Raw genomic sequence first — 15,591 nt, forward strand, 5'->3', positions numbered from 1 at the left:
CAAGATGACCTGCCAGGGCTTCGAGTTCTTCGAGGACGCCTTCGGCTACCCCTACCCGTTCCACAAGTACGACCAGCTCTACGTGCCGGAGTACAACATGGGCGCGATGGAGAACGCCGGCTGCATCACGCTGCGCGACGAGTACCTCCCCCGCAGCCGCCAGGACGCCGCGTTCTACGAGTTCCGCTGCTCGTGCATCCTGCACGAGATGGCGCACATGTGGTTCGGCGACCTGGTGACCATGAAGTGGTGGGACGACCTCTGGCTGAACGAGTCGTTCGCCGAGTGGGCCTGCTACCACGCGGCGGTCGAGAACACGTCGTACAGCGAGTCCTGGACCGGCTTCACCAACGCCCGCAAGAACTGGGCGCTCCGCCAGGACCAGCTGCCCTCGACCCACCCGATCGCCGCCGACAACTACGACCTGCGCGCGGTCGAGGTGAACTTCGACGGGATCACCTACGCCAAGGGCGCCTCGGTCCTCAAGCAGCTGGTCGCGTGGGTCGGCATCGACGAGTTCATGAAGGGCCTGGGGCAGTACTTCAAGGACCACGCCTATGCGAACGCCGAGTTCGTCGACCTGCTGACCGCCCTCGAGCAGGCCTCCGGGCGTGAGCTCGACGGCTGGGCCAAGGAGTGGCTGCAGACGAGTGGCGTGAACACGCTCTCCCCGGAGTTCGAGCTCGCCGCCGACGGCCGCTACGCGTCGATCGGCGTCCGGCAGACGGCGGCCGGCGACAACCCGACGCTGCGCCGGCACCGGATCGGGATCGGCCTGTACGACGAGCGCGACGGCCACCTGGTCCGCCGCCGCGACGTCGAGATCGACGTCGAGGGAGAGCTGACCCCCGTCGAGGAGCTGGTCGGCGAGCGGCAGCCGGACCTCCTGCTGCTCAACGACGGCGACTTCACCTACGCCAAGATCCGGCTCGACGAACGCTCCCTGGCGACCGTGGTGGGTGGGCTGCGCACCCTCGACGACTCGCTGGCCCGGGCACTGTGCTGGGGCGCGGCGTGGGACATGACCCGCGACGCCGAGATGAAGGCCTCCGACTACGTCGCGCTGGTGCTGCAGAACATCGGCAGCGAGACCGATGCGTTCGGCATCCGGGCGATCCCCAACTACGCCTCGCTGGCCGTCAACCTGTACTCCGACCCGGCCCGGCGGCCCGAGCTGCGCACCACCTGGGAGGCCGGGCTGCGCGACCTGCTCCACGCGGCCGAGCCGGGCAGCAACGCCCAGCTGATCTTCGCCCGGCTGTACGCCCGTTCCCTGGTCTCCGAGGAGGGCAAGGCCGAGGTCGCCGGGCTGCTCGACGGCTCCGTGACCATCGAGGGGCTCGACATCGACACCGACCTGCGGTGGGTGCTGCTGGTGGGGCTGGCCGCGAGCGGCGCCGCCGGCGACACCGAGATCGACGCCGAGCTCGCCCGCGACCGGACGATCTCCGGACAGGAGAACGCCGCCGCCGCCCGCGCGTCGCGCCCCGACGCCGCGGCGAAGGCGGCCGCGTGGAACGAGCTGGTGGCGAACCCCGACGTACCGAACGAGACGCACCGCTCCATCGCCACGTCGTTCATGAAGTACGGCCAGGAGGAGCTGCTGGCGCCGTACCTCGAGAAGTACCTCGACGCCGCCGACACGGCCTGGGAGGAGCTGGGTACCCACATGGCGTCCAACCTCCTCGAGGACGCGTTCCCGCTGCCGCTGGGCAGTCCCGAGCTGGTGGAGCGGGTCGACCGCTGGCTCGAGGAGTCCCCGGCCACGCCGGCCGCCAAGCGCTACGTGCGCGAGGGCCGGGCCGACGTGGTGCGCGCCCTCGCGGCCCAGGCCCGCGACGCGGAGCGCTGAGCCTGACCCCGGTCAGGCCTCCGCGTGCAGGGTCCGCGGCGCGCGGGAGGCCATCGCCAGCATGCTGGTGCCGCGGCGCAGGCCGCGGAGCAGGTCGCCGCTGGCGAACTCCGACTGCATCTCCAGCACGGCCAGCGCGACCTCGTGGTCGGTGAGCACGCGGCGTACCTCGGCGCCGGTGACCACCTCGACCAGGCGTGCCATCGGGTCGACCATGATCAGGACGCTGCGGCTCGGCGTCGAGAGGGACGAGTGCAGCCGCTCCGCGAACGCTCGGGGCTCCCCCTCGGCCGTGCCGACGAAGACGGAGAACTCGAAGCGCGAGACCTGCTCGGCGGCCCGGATGGCCTGGTCGAGGGAGACGCGCTGCGCAGCCGTGAACTCACGAGCCATGCCGACCACCCCCACCGTCACCAGGTGCCGCCGGCACCGCCGGTGTCCCGCTCGCCCTGCTCGCCGGGTGCGGGCTCGTCGCGGTGCTTCGCGGACGCGGACTCGAGCTGCGCGGTGTCGCGCCGGCCACCGAACCACTGGTCCTCGGGGCGTACGCCGGCCGGGGCGACCGACTCGCCGCGCACGACGCCCGGCAGGTACACCGCCGCCAGGATCCCGATCGTGATCAGGAGCGGGATGCCGACGAACACCAGCAGGAAGCCGAGGACCGGCACCGGCTTCGGGTTGCTCCACCCGTCGGGGATGTCGGCAGCCGCCGGTCCGGCGTAGCCCACCAGCAGGATCGTGGCGGAGCCCACAACGAGCGAAACACGGCGCAGGGCCTGGGTCGTCGGTGTCACGCCATGAGGATACTGGTCCCCATGCCCGAGCCACTCACCCTCATCAGCCAGGAGCAGTGGCAGCACGTCGGCAAGGTCATCGCTGCCAAGTCAGGCACGCTGGCCGCACTGATCGTGATCGGACTACTGATCCAGTTCGTGCTGCACCGGCTCATCGACAAGCTCGTCAGCAAGGCCGAGCAAGGAGTCCTCCCCGACCGGATCACGCATGCGGCGTTCGGACGGGGTGCGGCGGCCGAGCCGTCGCCCGGATCCACCCGCCGCGTGCAACGCGCCAAGACCCTCGGGACGCTCCTCAAGAGCATCTCCTCGGGCGTCATCGTGGCAGTCATCGTGACGATGATGCTGAGCGCGGTCGGCCTCAACATCGGCCCGATCATCGCCAGCGCCGGCATCGCCGGCGTGGCCCTCGGTTTCGGCTCGCAGACCCTGGTCAAGGACTTCCTGTCGGGAATCTTCCTGATCTTCGAGGACCAGTACGGCGTCGGGGACGTCGTCGACATGGGCGAAGGGCTCAGCGGCACGGTCGAGGCGGTCAGCCTCCGGGTGACCCGGATGCGCGACACCAACGGCACCGTCTGGTACGTCCGCAACGGCGAGCTGTACCGCGTCGGCAACATGAGCCAGAACTGGGCGCGCACCGTGCTCGACGTCCAGGTCAGCGCGCGCGAGGACCTCCCCCGGGTCCGCGGAGTTCTCACCGACGTGATCCACGACCTCTGGCAGGACGACGACTACGACGGCATCATCATCGAGGAACCGGAGATCTGGGGGATCGAGGCGATGACGCCCGACGCGATCACCCTGCGGGTCGCCCTGAAGACCGCCCCGATGGAGCAGTGGCGGGTCGCCCGGGTCCTCCGGGCCCGGATCAAGTCGCGGTTCGACCACGAGGGCATCCAGGCGCCGTTCCCCACGTCGTACGTCATGAACCGCACGCCGGGTGCCCAGGAGCCGGCCGCCACCCCCGTGGGCGCGGACGCAGACGACACGTGACCGAGGATGAACGCGTGACCGAGGGTGCGACAGACGGAGCGACCGGTGGGACGGCGACCACGTTCTACGACGAGATCGGCGGCGCGGGGACCATCACCAAGATCGTGGCCGCGTTCTACCGGGGCGTGGCAGACGACCCCTACCTGCGGGCGATCTATCCCGAGGACGACCTGGGTCCGGCCGAGGAGCGGTTCCGGCTGTTCCTGATGCAGTACTGGGGCGGCCCGACGACGTACTCCGAGCGCCGGGGCCACCCCCGCCTGCGGATGCGCCACGCGCCGTTCGCGGTGACGCCCAAGGCCAAGGAACACTGGCTGCGCCACTTCCGGGACGCACTGGATGAGGTGGCGCTGCCACCCGAGCAGGACGCGCAGTTCTGGGACTACATCGTCCACGCCGCGCAGTTCATGGTGAATTCTTTCGACGAGACGTAACGCCGGCGGTCAGTCGCGACAAGTCCTCTCCAGGAGAGACCTGCCCCAGGAGAGCCTCATGACCAAGACCCAGCTACGCCGCATCGTCGCCGTCGGCGGCTCCCTCGCCGTGATGGCCGTCGGCGGCGGTTACGCCACCGGTGCCTTCGCGCGCACGGGCACCCCCGCCCAGGCGGCCCATCCCGATCCGGTCGCGAGCCAGCACCTCGCCAGAACGTCCCTTCGGGCCGAGCTCAGCAGGGCGCTGGAGCTCGCGCACACGTCGGCCACCGACGAGGCGGCCGGCGACTCTGCTGATCCCAGCGACGGGCCCAGCGACGGGCCCAGCGATGAGCCCACAGACGAGCCCACAGACGAGCCCAGCCAGGAGCCTACGCAGGATCCGGGTGACGACGACCAGGGCACGTCCGAGCAGAGCGACTCCGGCGACGACCAGGGCGACCAGGGCGAGAACGCCGACGATCAAGGCGACTCGGACGACCAGGGCGACCAGGGCGAGAACGCCGACGATCAGGGCGACGCCACCGACCAGGGCGACGACAACCAGGGCGACGACAACTCAGGAAACGACTCCGGCGGCGACACGAGCGGCGACAATGGTGGCGATGAGGGTGGCGACGACGGCAACTAGGCGCTGACGCGACGTTGCCTCCTCGCCGTCGATCCCCCGGGACGGTGCAGAGCAGGCGCTACCGCCAGGAAGGACAGGTCCGTGGCCCACGGCAGGCTCCGGTGCGAGGTACCGACGCTGGAGCCGGACGACGACCTCGTCGACCGGCTCGCGGCGCTCGCCGCCGCCTCGAGACCTACTCGGGGCGGCGTCGTCGTGCCGATCGCGTTCGGGAGCTCCGCCTCCCGGGCTGTCGTGATCGCTGCCGCCATCGCGGCTGTCACCGCGGGGGCCGCCGCCGCAGCAACCCAGCTCTCGCACACCCGACAGGACGAGCCCGCGCCGCCCGGGTCCTCGGTCGGCATCCAGCGGCCCGGCGAGCCCACGTCCGGCCGCGAGGCGCACCAGACACCCAGCACACATCGCTCCGATCGCCTGTCCGGCGCCCAGGTACGAGACCAGGCTCGCGACCAGGAAGATCCGGGTACGGAGGCGCCCCCCGCGGCGAACATCCCGGCGGCGCCCGTCCAGCACACGACAGACGACGCGTCGGGGGACACGACCTCCGACAGCACCCGAGACAGCCAGGGCGGCGACCACGACGGCAGCGCGAGCCAGGGCCGGACCGACGACGGTGACGACACCGATTCCGGGGGGAACAACGTCGACACCGGTGGTGGTGAGGACGGGTCGGACAGCGGCACGTCGAGCGGGGATGACCAAGACAGTGGGGGGACGCAGCAGGGATCGTCCGATTAGCACCGTGGTCGCGGCCGACGACCAGACGATCGCGCAGGCCAAGGACGGCGATCACGCGGCGTGGCGCGCCCTCTACACCGCCCATGCGGGGCGCCTGCTTGTGTGGCTGCGCATGTTCCCCTCCGGAGATGCAGGCATCTCCGCGGAGGACCTCGCGTCCGAAACCTGGTTGACAGCGGCGGCCAAGATCGCAGACTTCCGCGGCTCGACCGGCGAGTTCGGCGGCTGGCTGTTCGGGATCGCCCGTCGCCAGGCACGCAACGCCGAGCGACGCTCCTCGCGCCGGCGTACCAGCCCGGCCACCACCGAGACCCTCGACGACCTCCTGCATCCCCTTCGTGCGCATGGGGCGGACACAGCTCCGGACTCCGACAACTGGATCGCCTGGTTGCTGTCACACCTGCCGGCGCGCGAGCGAGAGGTCGTGTCGTGCCTAGACGTGGTCGGGCTCGACGTGGCGTCGACCGCGACCGCGCTGGGCATCAACGCCTCGGCGGTCCGGGTGGCTCACCATCGGGCGCTGAAGAAGCTGCGCGCCCTCGGCGTCGAGGTCAGCTGACTGCCGCGTCTCGCATCCGCTGCTCGAACAGCTCGCGGTGCTTCGGGTGCCACTCCAGCGGGCGGTCGTCGTCGTCCACGTTGACCTCCACGATCCGGCTGCGTGCCATCACCCGATACCCGTCGCGGATCTCCTGCTCGAGCGACGCAGAGTGCCGACCGACCCCCACCACCCGGCTGCGTACGGCGTAGGGCTCGGGTCGGAGGTTCATCTGCCCGACGTAGTCGGTCTCGCTGCGCACGATCACCGTCCGCACCGACCCGTTGACCCGCGCCTCCCGGAAGACGCCCGTCATCAGGTCGACCTGCGCCATCTCCGCATAGTCGAGGTACCGCAGGTTGTTGACGTGACCGAGCAGGTCGACGTCGGAGAAGCGCACCGAGATCGGCCGCTCCAGGAAGCCCGGCGCCCACTCCTCCGGGCCGCGAGGCGCGGTCCGCTCCGACACTGGTGACGGGTCCAGGTGCCCGGACAGCCGCTCCCGCTCCTCCGTGGTCATCCGCCGCGGATGTCCCGCCGCGAAGACGTACGGCGAGAGCACGGTCGTCGCCCGGGCGTGCACGACCCTGGCGTCGTTCGAGCCCGTGGACAGCTCGTAGCCCAGCGTGAACGACGCGGCCCGGACCTGCGTCGCCCAGACCGCGACGTGCAGCGGCGCCTGCGCCAGCCCGAGCGGGGCCACGTAGTCGACGACGGTGTTGACGACGACCAGCCCCTCACCGTGGCGGGGGATCGGCGACGTGCCGTGATGCCGCAGGAGGTCGAGCCGCGCCTCCTGGAGGTAATCGATGACGGCGACGTTGCTGATGTGCTCGCCGTGCAGGTCGGCGCGGCGCATCTGGCACTCGTACACGTGGCGCACGGGCCGATCCTGCCAGCCGCACGCGCCGGACTAGGCTGAGGTGGTGCCCGAAGCCGTTCTCGTCGCCACCGCCCGCTCCCCGATCGGCCGCGCCGTCAAGGGCTCGCTCAAGGACGTCCGGCCCGACGACCTCGTCGCGCAGATGATCCGAACCGCGCTCGACAAGGTCCCGCAGCTCGACCGGCACGACGTCGACGACGTCTACCTCGGCTGCGGGCTCCCCGGCGGTGAGAGCGGCTTCAACATGGCCCGCATCGTCAACGTGATGAACGGCATGGACGACGTCCCGGGCGCCACCATCACCCGGTACTGCGCCTCATCGGTGCAGACCACGCGGATGGCGTTCCACGCGATCAAGGCCGGCGAGGGCGACGTGTTCGTCTCGGCCGGGGTCGAGACGGTGTCGCGCTACGAGCACGGCAACTCCGACTCGTGGCCGAACACGCGCAACGAGGTGTACGCCGAGGCGGTGGCGCGCACCGCGAAGCGTGCCGAGCACGGGTCCGGTGGCGAGGCGTGGCACGACCCGCGCCAGGACGGCGTGCTCCCCGACGCCTACATCGCGATGGGCCAGACGGCCGAGAACGTCGCCACGCTGCGTGGCCTGACCCGGCTCGAGCTCGACGAGTTCGGGGTGCGCTCGCAGAACCTCGCCGAGAAGGCCATCGCCGACGGCTTCTGGCAGCGCGAGATCACGCCCGTCACGACGCCCGACGGCACGGTGGTCTCCGCCGACGACGGCCCGCGCGCCGGAGTGACGCTGGAGGGCGTCTCCGGCCTCAAGCCGGTGTTCCGTCCCGACGGCGTCGTCACCGCCGGCAACTGCTGCCCCCTGAACGACGGCGCGGCCGCAGTGGTCGTCATGTCCGACACCAGGGCCGCGGAACTCGGCATCACCCCGTTGGCTCGCGTCGTGGCCACCGGCGTCAGCGCCCTCTCCCCCGAGATCATGGGACTCGGCCCGGTCGAGGCGACCCGTCGCGCCCTCGCGCACGCCGGGATGACGATCGGCGACATGGACCTGGTCGAGATCAACGAAGCGTTCGCTGCCCAGGTGGTGCCGTCGTACCAGGACCTCGGCATCGACCTGGACCGGCTCAACGTCAACGGCGGGGCGATCGCGGTCGGTCACCCGTTCGGGATGACCGGGGCGCGGCTGCAGACCACAATGCTCAACTCGCTCGAGTGGCACGACAAGTCGCTGGGACTCGTGACGATGTGCGTCGGCGGCGGGCAGGGCATGGCGCTGATCCTCGAGCGGCTGAGCTGACCGTTACCCTGGGGGCCATGTCCGAGGCACGGGGGCCGCGTTGGCTGGACGCCGACCAGCAGGGGTCGTGGCGCGCTTTCGCCGTCGGTGTCACCCTCCTGCTCGACCGTCTCGACGCGGACCTGCAGCGGGAGTTCGACCTCTCCCTGACCGAGTACGAGATCCTGGTGCGGCTCTCCGAGCGGCCGCAGTGCTCGATGCGGATGGCGCAGCTGGCCGACGCCCTCGCGCACAGCCGGAGCCGGGTGACGCACACGGTGGCGCGGATGCAGAAGGCAGGCCTGGTGAAGCGCTCGACGTCACCCGAGGACGGCCGCGGCATCGTGTGCACGCTGACCGACCGCGGGCACGACCTGCTCGTCGAGGCCGCCCCGGTGCACGTGCAGGGCGTGCGCGACTATCTCGTCGACCTGGCCAGCTGCGACGACTTCGCCGCCCTCGGTCGGGTCATGAACGCCGTCACCGACCGCCTGATCGAGTGCCACCCCGAGGCGGACATCCGTCCCTGAGGACGGTCCGACTCGTCAGTCGCGCGTCAGGCGGCGGTGGGTGACCCGGTGCGGGCGCGCGGCCTCGGCGCCGAGGCGCTCCACCTTGTTCTGCTCGTACGCCGCGAAGTTGCCCTCGAACCAGAACCACTTCGCCTCGTCCTCGTCGTCTCCCTCCCACGCCAGGATGTGGGTGGCGATCCGGTCGAGGAACCACCGGTCGTGGGACGTGACCACCGCACAGCCGGGGAACTCCAGCAGCGCGTCCTCCAGGGACTGCAGTGTCTCGACGTCGAGGTCGTTGGTCGGCTCGTCGAGCAGCAAGAGGTTGCCGCCCATCTTCAGCGTCAGCGCGAGATTGAGGCGGTTGCGCTCTCCTCCGGAGAGGATGCCGGCCCGCTTCTGCTGGTCGGGACCCTTGAACCCGAACGAGGCGACGTAGGCCCGTGAGGGCATCTCGAAGTTCGCGACCTTGATGTGGTCGAGCCCGTCGGAGACGACCTCCCAGACGTTCTTGTTCGGGTCGATGCCACCCCGGCTCTGGTCGACGTAGGAGATCTTCACCGTCTGCCCGACCTTGAGCTCGCCCTCGTCGGGCTTCTCCTCGCCGACGATCATCCGGAACAGCGTCGTCTTGCCGACGCCGTTGGGACCGATCACGCCGACGATGCCGGCGCGCGGCAGAGTGAACGACAGGTCGTGCATGAGCACACGTCCGTCGAACCCCTTGACCAGGTCGTGTGCCTCGAGCACCACGTCGCCTAGCCGCGGGCCGGACGGGATGTTGATCTCGGCGGTGTCGATCTTGCGCATCCGGTCGGCCTCGGCCGCCAGCTCCTCGTAGCGCGCCAGACGCGACTTGCTCTTCGCCTGCCGGGCCTTCGGGTTGGACCGCACCCACTCCAGCTCGCGCTCGAGCATCTTGGCCCGCTTGGCGTCCTTCTGTCCCTCGATCTTGAGCCGCTCCTGCTTGGTCTCGAGGTAGGTCGAGTAGTTGCCCTCGTAGGGATGGGTCTTGCCCCGGTCGAGCTCGAGGATCCACTGGGCGACGTTGTCGAGGAAGTATCGGTCGTGGGTGACCGCCAGTACGCAGCCGGGGTAGGACGCGAGGTGGCCCTCCAGCCACTGGACCGACTCGGCGTCGAGGTGGTTGGTCGGCTCGTCGAGCAGCAGCAGGTCGGGCTGCTGCAGGAGCAGCTTGCACAACGCGACCCGGCGCCGTTCACCACCGGACAGCCGGTCGACCAGGGCGTCCGACGGCGGGCACCGCAGGGCGTCCATCGCCTGCTCCAGCCGGCTGTCGATGTCCCACGCGTCCGCGTGGTCGAGCTCGGTCTGGAGGTCGCCGGTCTCCTTCATCAGGGCGTCCTGGTCGGCGTCGGGCTCCGCCATCTCCATGTAGGCGTCCTCGAGGCGCTTCATCTTCGCCTTGATGTCGTGGACGGCCTCCTCGACGTTCTCCAGGACGGTCTTGCCCTCGGTCAGCGGCGGCTCCTGCTGGAGCATGCCGACGGTCGCCTCGGGGTCGAGGATCGCGTCACCGTTGTTCGGGTGCTCGAGCCCGGCCATGATCTTGAGCAGGGTCGACTTGCCCGTGCCGTTCGGGCCGACGACGCCGATCTTGGCGCCGTGCAGGAACGACAGGGTGACGTTGTCGAGGACCACCTTGTCCCCGTGCGCCTTGCGCACGTTGCGCAGGGTGAAGACGTACTCGGCCATGATCCGCAACCCTACGGGTCACTCCTCACGCGGCGTCCACGGCACCCTCCTCGACGGGCTGCTCGGCGGCCTCCGGAGCGGAGGCGAGCTTGCGCCGCTGGAAGCTGCTGGTGCCGCGGTTGAGGTCGTGGCCGACGAACGCCGCGTCGATCTCGAAGGTGGTCACCTCGAGACCGGACTTGTTCGTCCACACGCTGGCGCTGAGCCTGCCGTGGACGACCACGGGGTCACCACGTCGCAGGGACTGCTCGCAGTTCTCCGCGAGGGCGCGCCAGGCGCTGACGGAGTACCACTGGGTGTCGCCGTCCTCCCAGGTGTCGGTCTTGCGGACGTAGCGCCGTGGCGTGCTGGCCACCCGGAAGTGGGCGACCGGCACCCCGCCGGCCTGGCGCATGGTGACATCGCCGCCCAACCAGCCGGACAGGGTCACGAAGGTCTCGTTCATCGCATCTCCTCGCTCGGATCGGTTCCGGTGACCGAGCCTCGGCAGCGGCACCGACAACGGCCGGGAACGCGAGTTGCGGCAGTGGAAAGGACGTGGCGCGAAGGGACCTGTGGACGGACAGCGGGCCGTTGCTGCTAGCGGAGCGCGCGGGCGAGCCCCTCGCGCACCGTGTCGTACGCCGTGAGCTCGGCACGCACGGGCGCGACCACCAGCTCCTCTGCGACGGTCGCGATCGCCGACCGGAGCCGCCGATCGGCGGTACGCGCCCGCGAGCGGGCGGTCGCGGACACCAGGAACCGGCACAGCAGGGCCAGCAGCAGCCCGAGCACGACCCCGCCCACCAGCAGGATCACCGGCACCGGGAAGCCTACGACGTCGGGCGTCTCCGGCCGGCCCACGCCGAACCACGGATCGGCCAGGATCACGCCCGACCAGACCAGTCCGGCGAGCGCCACGAGCAGCAGCAGCCACTGGAGTACCCGCACGAGCCCGGCCCAGACCGGCACCCGGTCGGCCCCCAGGTCGGTCGAGGTCAAGGCCGCGTCGAGGCGGTCGTTGAGGTCGGGCAGGCGGGTCACCGACGCGCGGCGTACGGACTCCGCCCACGGACGGGCGAGCGGCGCGGACACCTCCTCGGCCACCGCCCTGACCTCGGCGTCGACCCGGGCCCGTTGCACCTGGGTCGGCGCCGGGACCGACGTGCGTCCGCGGCCGGTGAAGGCCGCCTTGTCCCTGCCCAGGTCGAGGTGGAGCCGGCGGAGGGGATCGGGCCGGAGCCGGGACACCCATGACGTGACCGGCCAGCCGGTCGCCCGCCGGCCACGGATCCGGGTCGCCGACTCGACGGCCTCGACCACGGTCGGCACGCCCGCGGCGTCGGCGAACGCGTCCTCGATCGCCGCGATGCGCTCCTTCGACAGCGACGGGTGGCCGCTGGTGCCGGTCGCCTCCTCGAGCCGCCCCGCGGCACTGCGGAGATCGGCCTCGAGCCGTGAGCGGGTGACCTGCTTGGCCCGCACCCGCTCACCGATCGCGTAGCGCAGCGCGTCGATCCCCTCGCCGGTGCGCGCGCTGGTCGCCATCAGCGGCACCCGCTCGAGACCGTCGGCGTCCAGGAGCCGGCGGATGTCGTCGAGCATCGACTGCCGCCGGTCGTCGGGCACCTCGTCGATGTGGTTGAGCACGACGAGCATCACGCCCTGGTGGGTCGACAGCGGGGCGAGATAGCGGTCGTGGATCGCGTTGTCGGCGTACTTCTGCGGGTCGAGCACCCACACCATCAGGTCGGTGAGCTCGATCAGCCGGTCGACCTCGAGGTGGTGCGACACCTCGGTGGAGTCGTGGTCGGGGAGGTCGAGCAGGACGACGCCCTGCAGGGCCTGGTCCTCCTTGCCGATGTCGAGCAGCGAGTCGCGCATGATCTGGTGGCGGGGCGCGATGCCGAGGTAGTCGAGGAGCTCGCTCGCGCCCTCCTTGCCCCAGATGCAGGCGGTCGCCCACGACGTGGTGGGACGGCGTACGCCGACCGAGGAGAGCTCCACCCCGGCGAGGGCGTTGAACGTCGACGACTTGCCCGAGCCGGTCGCCCCGGCGATGGCGACGACCGTGTGGTCGGCGGTCAGGCCCAGACGGTGGGCGATCCGGTCGACGGTCGCGGCGACGTCATCGACCACCCGGTCGTCGAGGCGACCCCGAGCTGCCTCGCTGGCACGCCCGAGAGCCTCGATCCGGTCACCCAGGTCCGAGCCGCGAGACACGAGTCTCCTGGCCCCGTCCAACAAGGAGGTCACTCTTCTCCTTCGTCCGATGCACGGAAACGTCGCTCATGAGACTAGTGGGACTCGACGTCCGCTCGTCGGACGCACCTAGTGCGAGTGCGTGCGCTCGACGCCGGCGTACCGCAGGTCGTCGACGGCCCGGGCGGCGTTGCGGACGCGCTCGGCCGCCTCGGCCTCGATGCCGAGGCTGGCGAGGAGGTCGAGGTAGCGGTGTCGCTCCTCGTCGAGCAGCGCCCGGATGCGCGACTCGAGCTTGCGGCGGGCGCGCTCGCACAGGTGGCGGAGCGCCTGGTCACCGAAGACCGCCTCGAGGAGCTTCTGCCCGAGCACGGCGCTGCCGCCGGCGATCCCGACCTCGGCACCGGTGAGGCCGGCGGTGTTGGCGAAGACGACGATCATCAGCGCCACCGAGAGCCCGTTCACGCCGTACGCCAGGACACGTGCGGTGGTGCGTTTGTCGGCGCCCTCGGAGCGGATCATCTCCAGCACGTCCTGCTGCCAGTCGCGTACGGCGCGCTCGGCCTGGCGGCGCAGCCCGCGGGACGCCCGGCCGAGCTCCTCGCCCACGTCGGACAGCAGCTCCTGCCCCGGCGCCAGGCTCTGCCAGGAGGCCTCGGCCCGCTCGGCGGCCGCCTCGGCGTGCTCGACGATCAGCGTCTCGAGGCTGGACTCGACGGCGACGCTGACCCGCTCGGCCTGCTGCGGCTTGCCCTTGATCGCGTTGACCATCCGGTCGCGGAGCCGGCCGACCTTCGCCTCGAGCGTCCGCAGCAGCTCGCCCGTGCCTACGAACTCCTGCCACCGCACCAGTACCTCACCGCGGAGCAGGGTGCCGTCGGCGGTGGCGGCGAGGACCTTCCGGATCTCCTCGTCGTACGCCGCATCGGCACCCGCACGCAGGCGCTGGGCGGCCTCGAGCTGCTCGACGCACGCGTCGGCGACCGTGTGGGCCCGTCGGGTCAGCGACCTCACGGCACCCTCCAGGGTCTGCCTCACCATCGCGGAACGAGCGCCGGCGTCGCCCCCGAGCTCCGAGAGCCAGCCGCGGATCTCCGCGACGTGCCGCGGCGCGAGCAGTCCGCCGTCGGTGAGCGTGACCTCGGTGACCACGAACAGCGGTGAGTCCTTGAGGCCCCGCGCCGCGAGCATCCGGGCCAGGTGGCTCGCGACCGTCTCGACGGCGTCGGGCGGCGTGCGGTCCAGCACGATCGCGACCGCGGCCGACCGCTCCGCCGCCTGACGCAGGAAGTCCCACGGCACCTGGTCGGCGTACCGGGCGGCGGAGGTGACGAACAGCCAGAGGTCGGCGGCCGCCAGCAGCTGCGCGGCGAGGCGACGGTTGCTCTCCTCGACCGAGTCGATGTCGGGCGCGTCGAGGATCGCCAGCCCCTGCGGGACGACGTCGAGCGGGACCAGCTGGAGCGCATGGGGGTCGTGCGTGGAGTGATGCACCCGCTCGAGGTCGGGGAGCAGGCGGTCGGCGCCGAACCAGTCGGCGTCCGCCGGGTTGTGCACGAGCACAGGCGACCGGGTGGTGGGGCGGAGCACGCCCGACTCGGTGACCACGGATCCGACGAGGGAGTTGACCAGGGTGGACTTGCCCGCGCCGGTCGAGCCGCCGACGACGGCGAGCAGCGGGGCCTCGAGGGTCACGATCCGCGGGATGACGTAGTCCTCGAGCTGGTCGACCATCTCGGCGCGCGCGGCCCGGTGCTGGGCTACGTCCGGTAGCTCGAGCGGGAGCGCGGCGCCCTGGAGCGCCGCCCGCAGCCGGACGAGCGCCGTGACCATCTGCGTTGCCGCGGGAGTGACGGTCATCGGATGGGTACCACCTGTCCGGGGAACGCGATCGACGGTCGGAGCGCACTGATGCGGGCAACGTAGCCGCGTCCACGCGCCGCGAAGTCCGGCGGGGGTACGCCGCGCAGGTAGCGGCTGTGCAGGAACCCGAGCTCGATCACCGCCTGCTGGTAGTCGCGCATCGCCCGCTCGCCGGTCGGTCCCGCGGTGTCACGGGCGTACGCGCGGCTGCGGCGCCGGGCGGACAGGTCGACCACCCAGGCGATGTCTGTGGCGGGCAGCAGACCACGCCGGGCGGCGTCGGCGAGCGCCCCCGCGAGCATCCGGCCCTCGGAACGACGTACCCAGACCGCGAGGGCGACGGCGGCCAGGAAGGCCGGCGCCATCAGGATCAGGTAGACGGTCACGAAGTTCCCCGGCCCGTAGACGGTCGAGGTGTTCCAGACGGCGTGGGCGAGCACCGCGCAGACGTACCCGGCGGCCGGGGCGACGATGCGGGTGGCGCGCCGCCGCGAGCTCACGGCGATGCCGACGCCGATCCCGGTGCACGCAGTGAAGAGCGGATGGGCGAAGGGGCTGACCAGGCAACGCACCACGAACGTGCCGGTGAGGGCGTCGGCGCCACCCGGGCCGGGCCCGCCGGAGCCGTCGTACGCGCTGGCCAGGTAGAGGATGTTCTCGGTGAAGGCGAAGCCGACGCCCACCATGCCGGCGTACACGATCCCGTCGAGGACGCCGTCGAGCTCGGCGCGCCGCCACCACACCAGGAGCAGCAGGAACAGGCCCTTGCTGGCCTCCTCCGCGATCGGCGCCCCGATCTCGAGCATCCGGGCGTCGGAGACGCCGCCGACGAAGCCGCCGACGCCCTCGAGCAGAAGCGCGATCGCGGTCGCGACGAACACGCCCCACAGCAGACCACCGACCAGGAGGCGGCGCGGCTCGGGCTCGTAGCGGTCGAGCCAGAGCAGGCAGGCGATCAGCGGACCCACCGGCACTGCGGCCAGGAGGGCGGCGAGAACAGTCACTTGGGGAGCGCTCGAGGCACCCACGACCAGGCTCATCGGCACCGCGCACAGGAGGACCGACGCCGTCACCACGACCGTGAAGACGGCGTTGCCGCGGGGGGCTCCGGCCATGCCGGAAGCCTAGGGCACGTTGGTAACCGCCATGGCCTGCTGCGCGCGGCCCGGAACGCACGCTGGCTTCGTTGTCGGAGGCTCGACGA

Annotated in this window: 16 protein-coding genes; 8 read left to right on the top strand and 8 right to left on the bottom strand. The window is 71.2% G+C overall.

Annotated features, from left to right (window positions below; all coding sequences use genetic code 11):
- On the top strand, positions 1 to 1,852 hold a 1,852-nt coding region (gene pepN, locus VGK78_RS16920; protein ID WP_331528898.1), incomplete at its 5' end, for an aminopeptidase N.
- 12 nt (positions 1,853 to 1,864) lie between these two features.
- Here the strand turns inward: pepN and VGK78_RS16925 are convergent.
- Positions 1,865 to 2,245 carry a DUF5130 family protein gene (locus tag VGK78_RS16925; protein ID WP_331528899.1) on the bottom strand — a complete coding sequence of 127 codons (381 nt, stop codon included), beginning with the start codon at positions 2,243 to 2,245 and terminating at the stop codon, positions 1,865 to 1,867.
- Between the two features lie 17 nt (positions 2,246 to 2,262).
- Positions 2,263 to 2,646: a hypothetical protein gene (locus VGK78_RS16930; protein ID WP_331528900.1), complete on the bottom strand. Its 384-nt coding sequence runs from the start codon at positions 2,644 to 2,646 to the stop codon at positions 2,263 to 2,265.
- 21 nt (positions 2,647 to 2,667) lie between these two features.
- Here VGK78_RS16930 and VGK78_RS16935 point away from each other — a divergent pair, with 21 nt between their 5' ends.
- From VGK78_RS16935 to VGK78_RS16955, 5 genes are all read left to right on the top strand, one after another.
- A complete protein-coding gene (locus VGK78_RS16935; protein ID WP_331528901.1) occupies positions 2,668 to 3,642 on the top strand; it encodes a mechanosensitive ion channel family protein in 975 nt (324 codons plus the stop codon).
- A 14-nt stretch (positions 3,643 to 3,656) separates the two neighbouring features.
- On the top strand, positions 3,657 to 4,076 hold the full coding sequence (locus VGK78_RS16940; RefSeq protein WP_331528902.1) for a globin: 420 nt from the start codon (positions 3,657 to 3,659) through the stop codon (positions 4,074 to 4,076).
- Positions 4,077 to 4,134: 58 nt separating this feature from the next.
- On the top strand, positions 4,135 to 4,707 hold the full coding sequence (locus VGK78_RS16945; RefSeq protein ID WP_331528903.1) for a PT domain-containing protein: 573 nt from the start codon (positions 4,135 to 4,137) through the stop codon (positions 4,705 to 4,707).
- Positions 4,708 to 4,788: 81 nt separating this feature from the next.
- Positions 4,789 to 5,445 (top strand): hypothetical protein, encoded by a 657-nt coding sequence (locus VGK78_RS16950; protein ID WP_331528904.1) that lies wholly within the window; start codon positions 4,789 to 4,791, stop codon positions 5,443 to 5,445.
- Positions 5,446 to 5,449: 4 nt separating this feature from the next.
- Complete coding sequence (locus VGK78_RS16955; protein WP_331528905.1) at positions 5,450 to 6,004, top strand: sigma-70 family RNA polymerase sigma factor; 555 nt, start codon at positions 5,450 to 5,452, stop codon at positions 6,002 to 6,004.
- Here the strand turns inward: VGK78_RS16955 and VGK78_RS16960 are convergent.
- Positions 5,997 to 6,866 (bottom strand): acyl-CoA thioesterase, encoded by an 870-nt coding sequence (locus tag VGK78_RS16960; protein ID WP_331528906.1) that lies wholly within the window; start codon positions 6,864 to 6,866, stop codon positions 5,997 to 5,999. The genes VGK78_RS16955 and VGK78_RS16960 overlap by 8 nt on opposite strands.
- Positions 6,867 to 6,909: 43 nt before the next feature.
- Between VGK78_RS16960 and VGK78_RS16965 the strand changes: the two genes are divergently transcribed.
- The gene (locus VGK78_RS16965) at positions 6,910 to 8,136 is read left to right on the top strand and encodes an acetyl-CoA C-acetyltransferase (protein ID WP_331528907.1); all 1,227 of its coding nucleotides are present in this window, start codon (positions 6,910 to 6,912) and stop codon (positions 8,134 to 8,136) included.
- A 17-nt stretch (positions 8,137 to 8,153) separates the two neighbouring features.
- Positions 8,154 to 8,645, top strand: coding sequence for a MarR family winged helix-turn-helix transcriptional regulator (locus VGK78_RS16970; protein WP_331528908.1), 492 nt, complete (start codon positions 8,154 to 8,156; stop codon positions 8,643 to 8,645).
- A gap of 15 nt (positions 8,646 to 8,660) precedes the next feature.
- Here VGK78_RS16970 and ettA read toward each other — a convergent pair whose 3' ends face one another.
- The 5 genes from ettA to VGK78_RS16995 all read right to left on the bottom strand — a co-directional run bounded on the left by ettA (position 8,661) and on the right by VGK78_RS16995 (position 15,502).
- Entirely contained in the window at positions 8,661 to 10,343 is a 1,683-nt protein-coding gene (gene ettA / locus VGK78_RS16975) for an energy-dependent translational throttle protein EttA (RefSeq protein WP_331528909.1), read from the bottom strand.
- A 25-nt stretch (positions 10,344 to 10,368) separates the two neighbouring features.
- Positions 10,369 to 10,788, bottom strand: coding sequence for a single-stranded DNA-binding protein (locus tag VGK78_RS16980; protein WP_331528910.1), 420 nt, complete (start codon positions 10,786 to 10,788; stop codon positions 10,369 to 10,371).
- Between the two features lie 134 nt (positions 10,789 to 10,922).
- Entirely contained in the window at positions 10,923 to 12,578 is a 1,656-nt protein-coding gene (locus tag VGK78_RS16985; protein WP_331528911.1) for a GTPase, read from the bottom strand.
- Positions 12,579 to 12,653: 75 nt separating this feature from the next.
- On the bottom strand, positions 12,654 to 14,384 hold the full coding sequence (locus tag VGK78_RS16990; protein WP_331528912.1) for an ABC transporter: 1,731 nt from the start codon (positions 14,382 to 14,384) through the stop codon (positions 12,654 to 12,656).
- Positions 14,381 to 15,502 carry a PrsW family intramembrane metalloprotease gene (locus VGK78_RS16995; RefSeq protein WP_331528913.1) on the bottom strand — a complete coding sequence of 374 codons (1,122 nt, stop codon included), beginning with the start codon at positions 15,500 to 15,502 and terminating at the stop codon, positions 14,381 to 14,383. The genes VGK78_RS16990 and VGK78_RS16995 overlap by 4 nt, the downstream gene beginning before the upstream one ends.
- Positions 15,503 to 15,591 lie beyond the last annotated feature (89 nt).

This window comes from Nocardioides sp. (assembly GCF_036503465.1).
Taxonomy (GTDB): Bacteria; Actinomycetota; Actinomycetes; order Propionibacteriales; family Nocardioidaceae; genus Nocardioides.

What these genes read in the sequence shown, in the direction of transcription:
- VGK78_RS16925 (WP_331528899.1), bottom strand. Translation starts at nt 2,245, where the DNA reads ATGGCTCGTGAGTTCACGGCTGCGCAGCGCGTCTCCCTCGACCAGGCC.
- VGK78_RS16935 (WP_331528901.1), top strand. Translation starts at nt 2,668, where the DNA reads ATGCCCGAGCCACTCACCCTCATCAGCCAGGAGCAGTGGCAGCACGTC.
- VGK78_RS16945 (WP_331528903.1), top strand. Translation starts at nt 4,135, where the DNA reads ATGACCAAGACCCAGCTACGCCGCATCGTCGCCGTCGGCGGCTCCCTC.
- VGK78_RS16970 (WP_331528908.1), top strand. Translation starts at nt 8,154, where the DNA reads ATGTCCGAGGCACGGGGGCCGCGTTGGCTGGACGCCGACCAGCAGGGG.
- ettA (WP_331528909.1), bottom strand. Translation starts at nt 10,343, where the DNA reads ATGGCCGAGTACGTCTTCACCCTGCGCAACGTGCGCAAGGCGCACGGG.
- VGK78_RS16980 (WP_331528910.1), bottom strand. Translation starts at nt 10,788, where the DNA reads ATGAACGAGACCTTCGTGACCCTGTCCGGCTGGTTGGGCGGCGATGTC.
- VGK78_RS16990 (WP_331528912.1), bottom strand. Translation starts at nt 14,384, where the DNA reads ATGACCGTCACTCCCGCGGCAACGCAGATGGTCACGGCGCTCGTCCGG.
- VGK78_RS16995 (WP_331528913.1), bottom strand. Translation starts at nt 15,502, where the DNA reads ATGGCCGGAGCCCCCCGCGGCAACGCCGTCTTCACGGTCGTGGTGACG.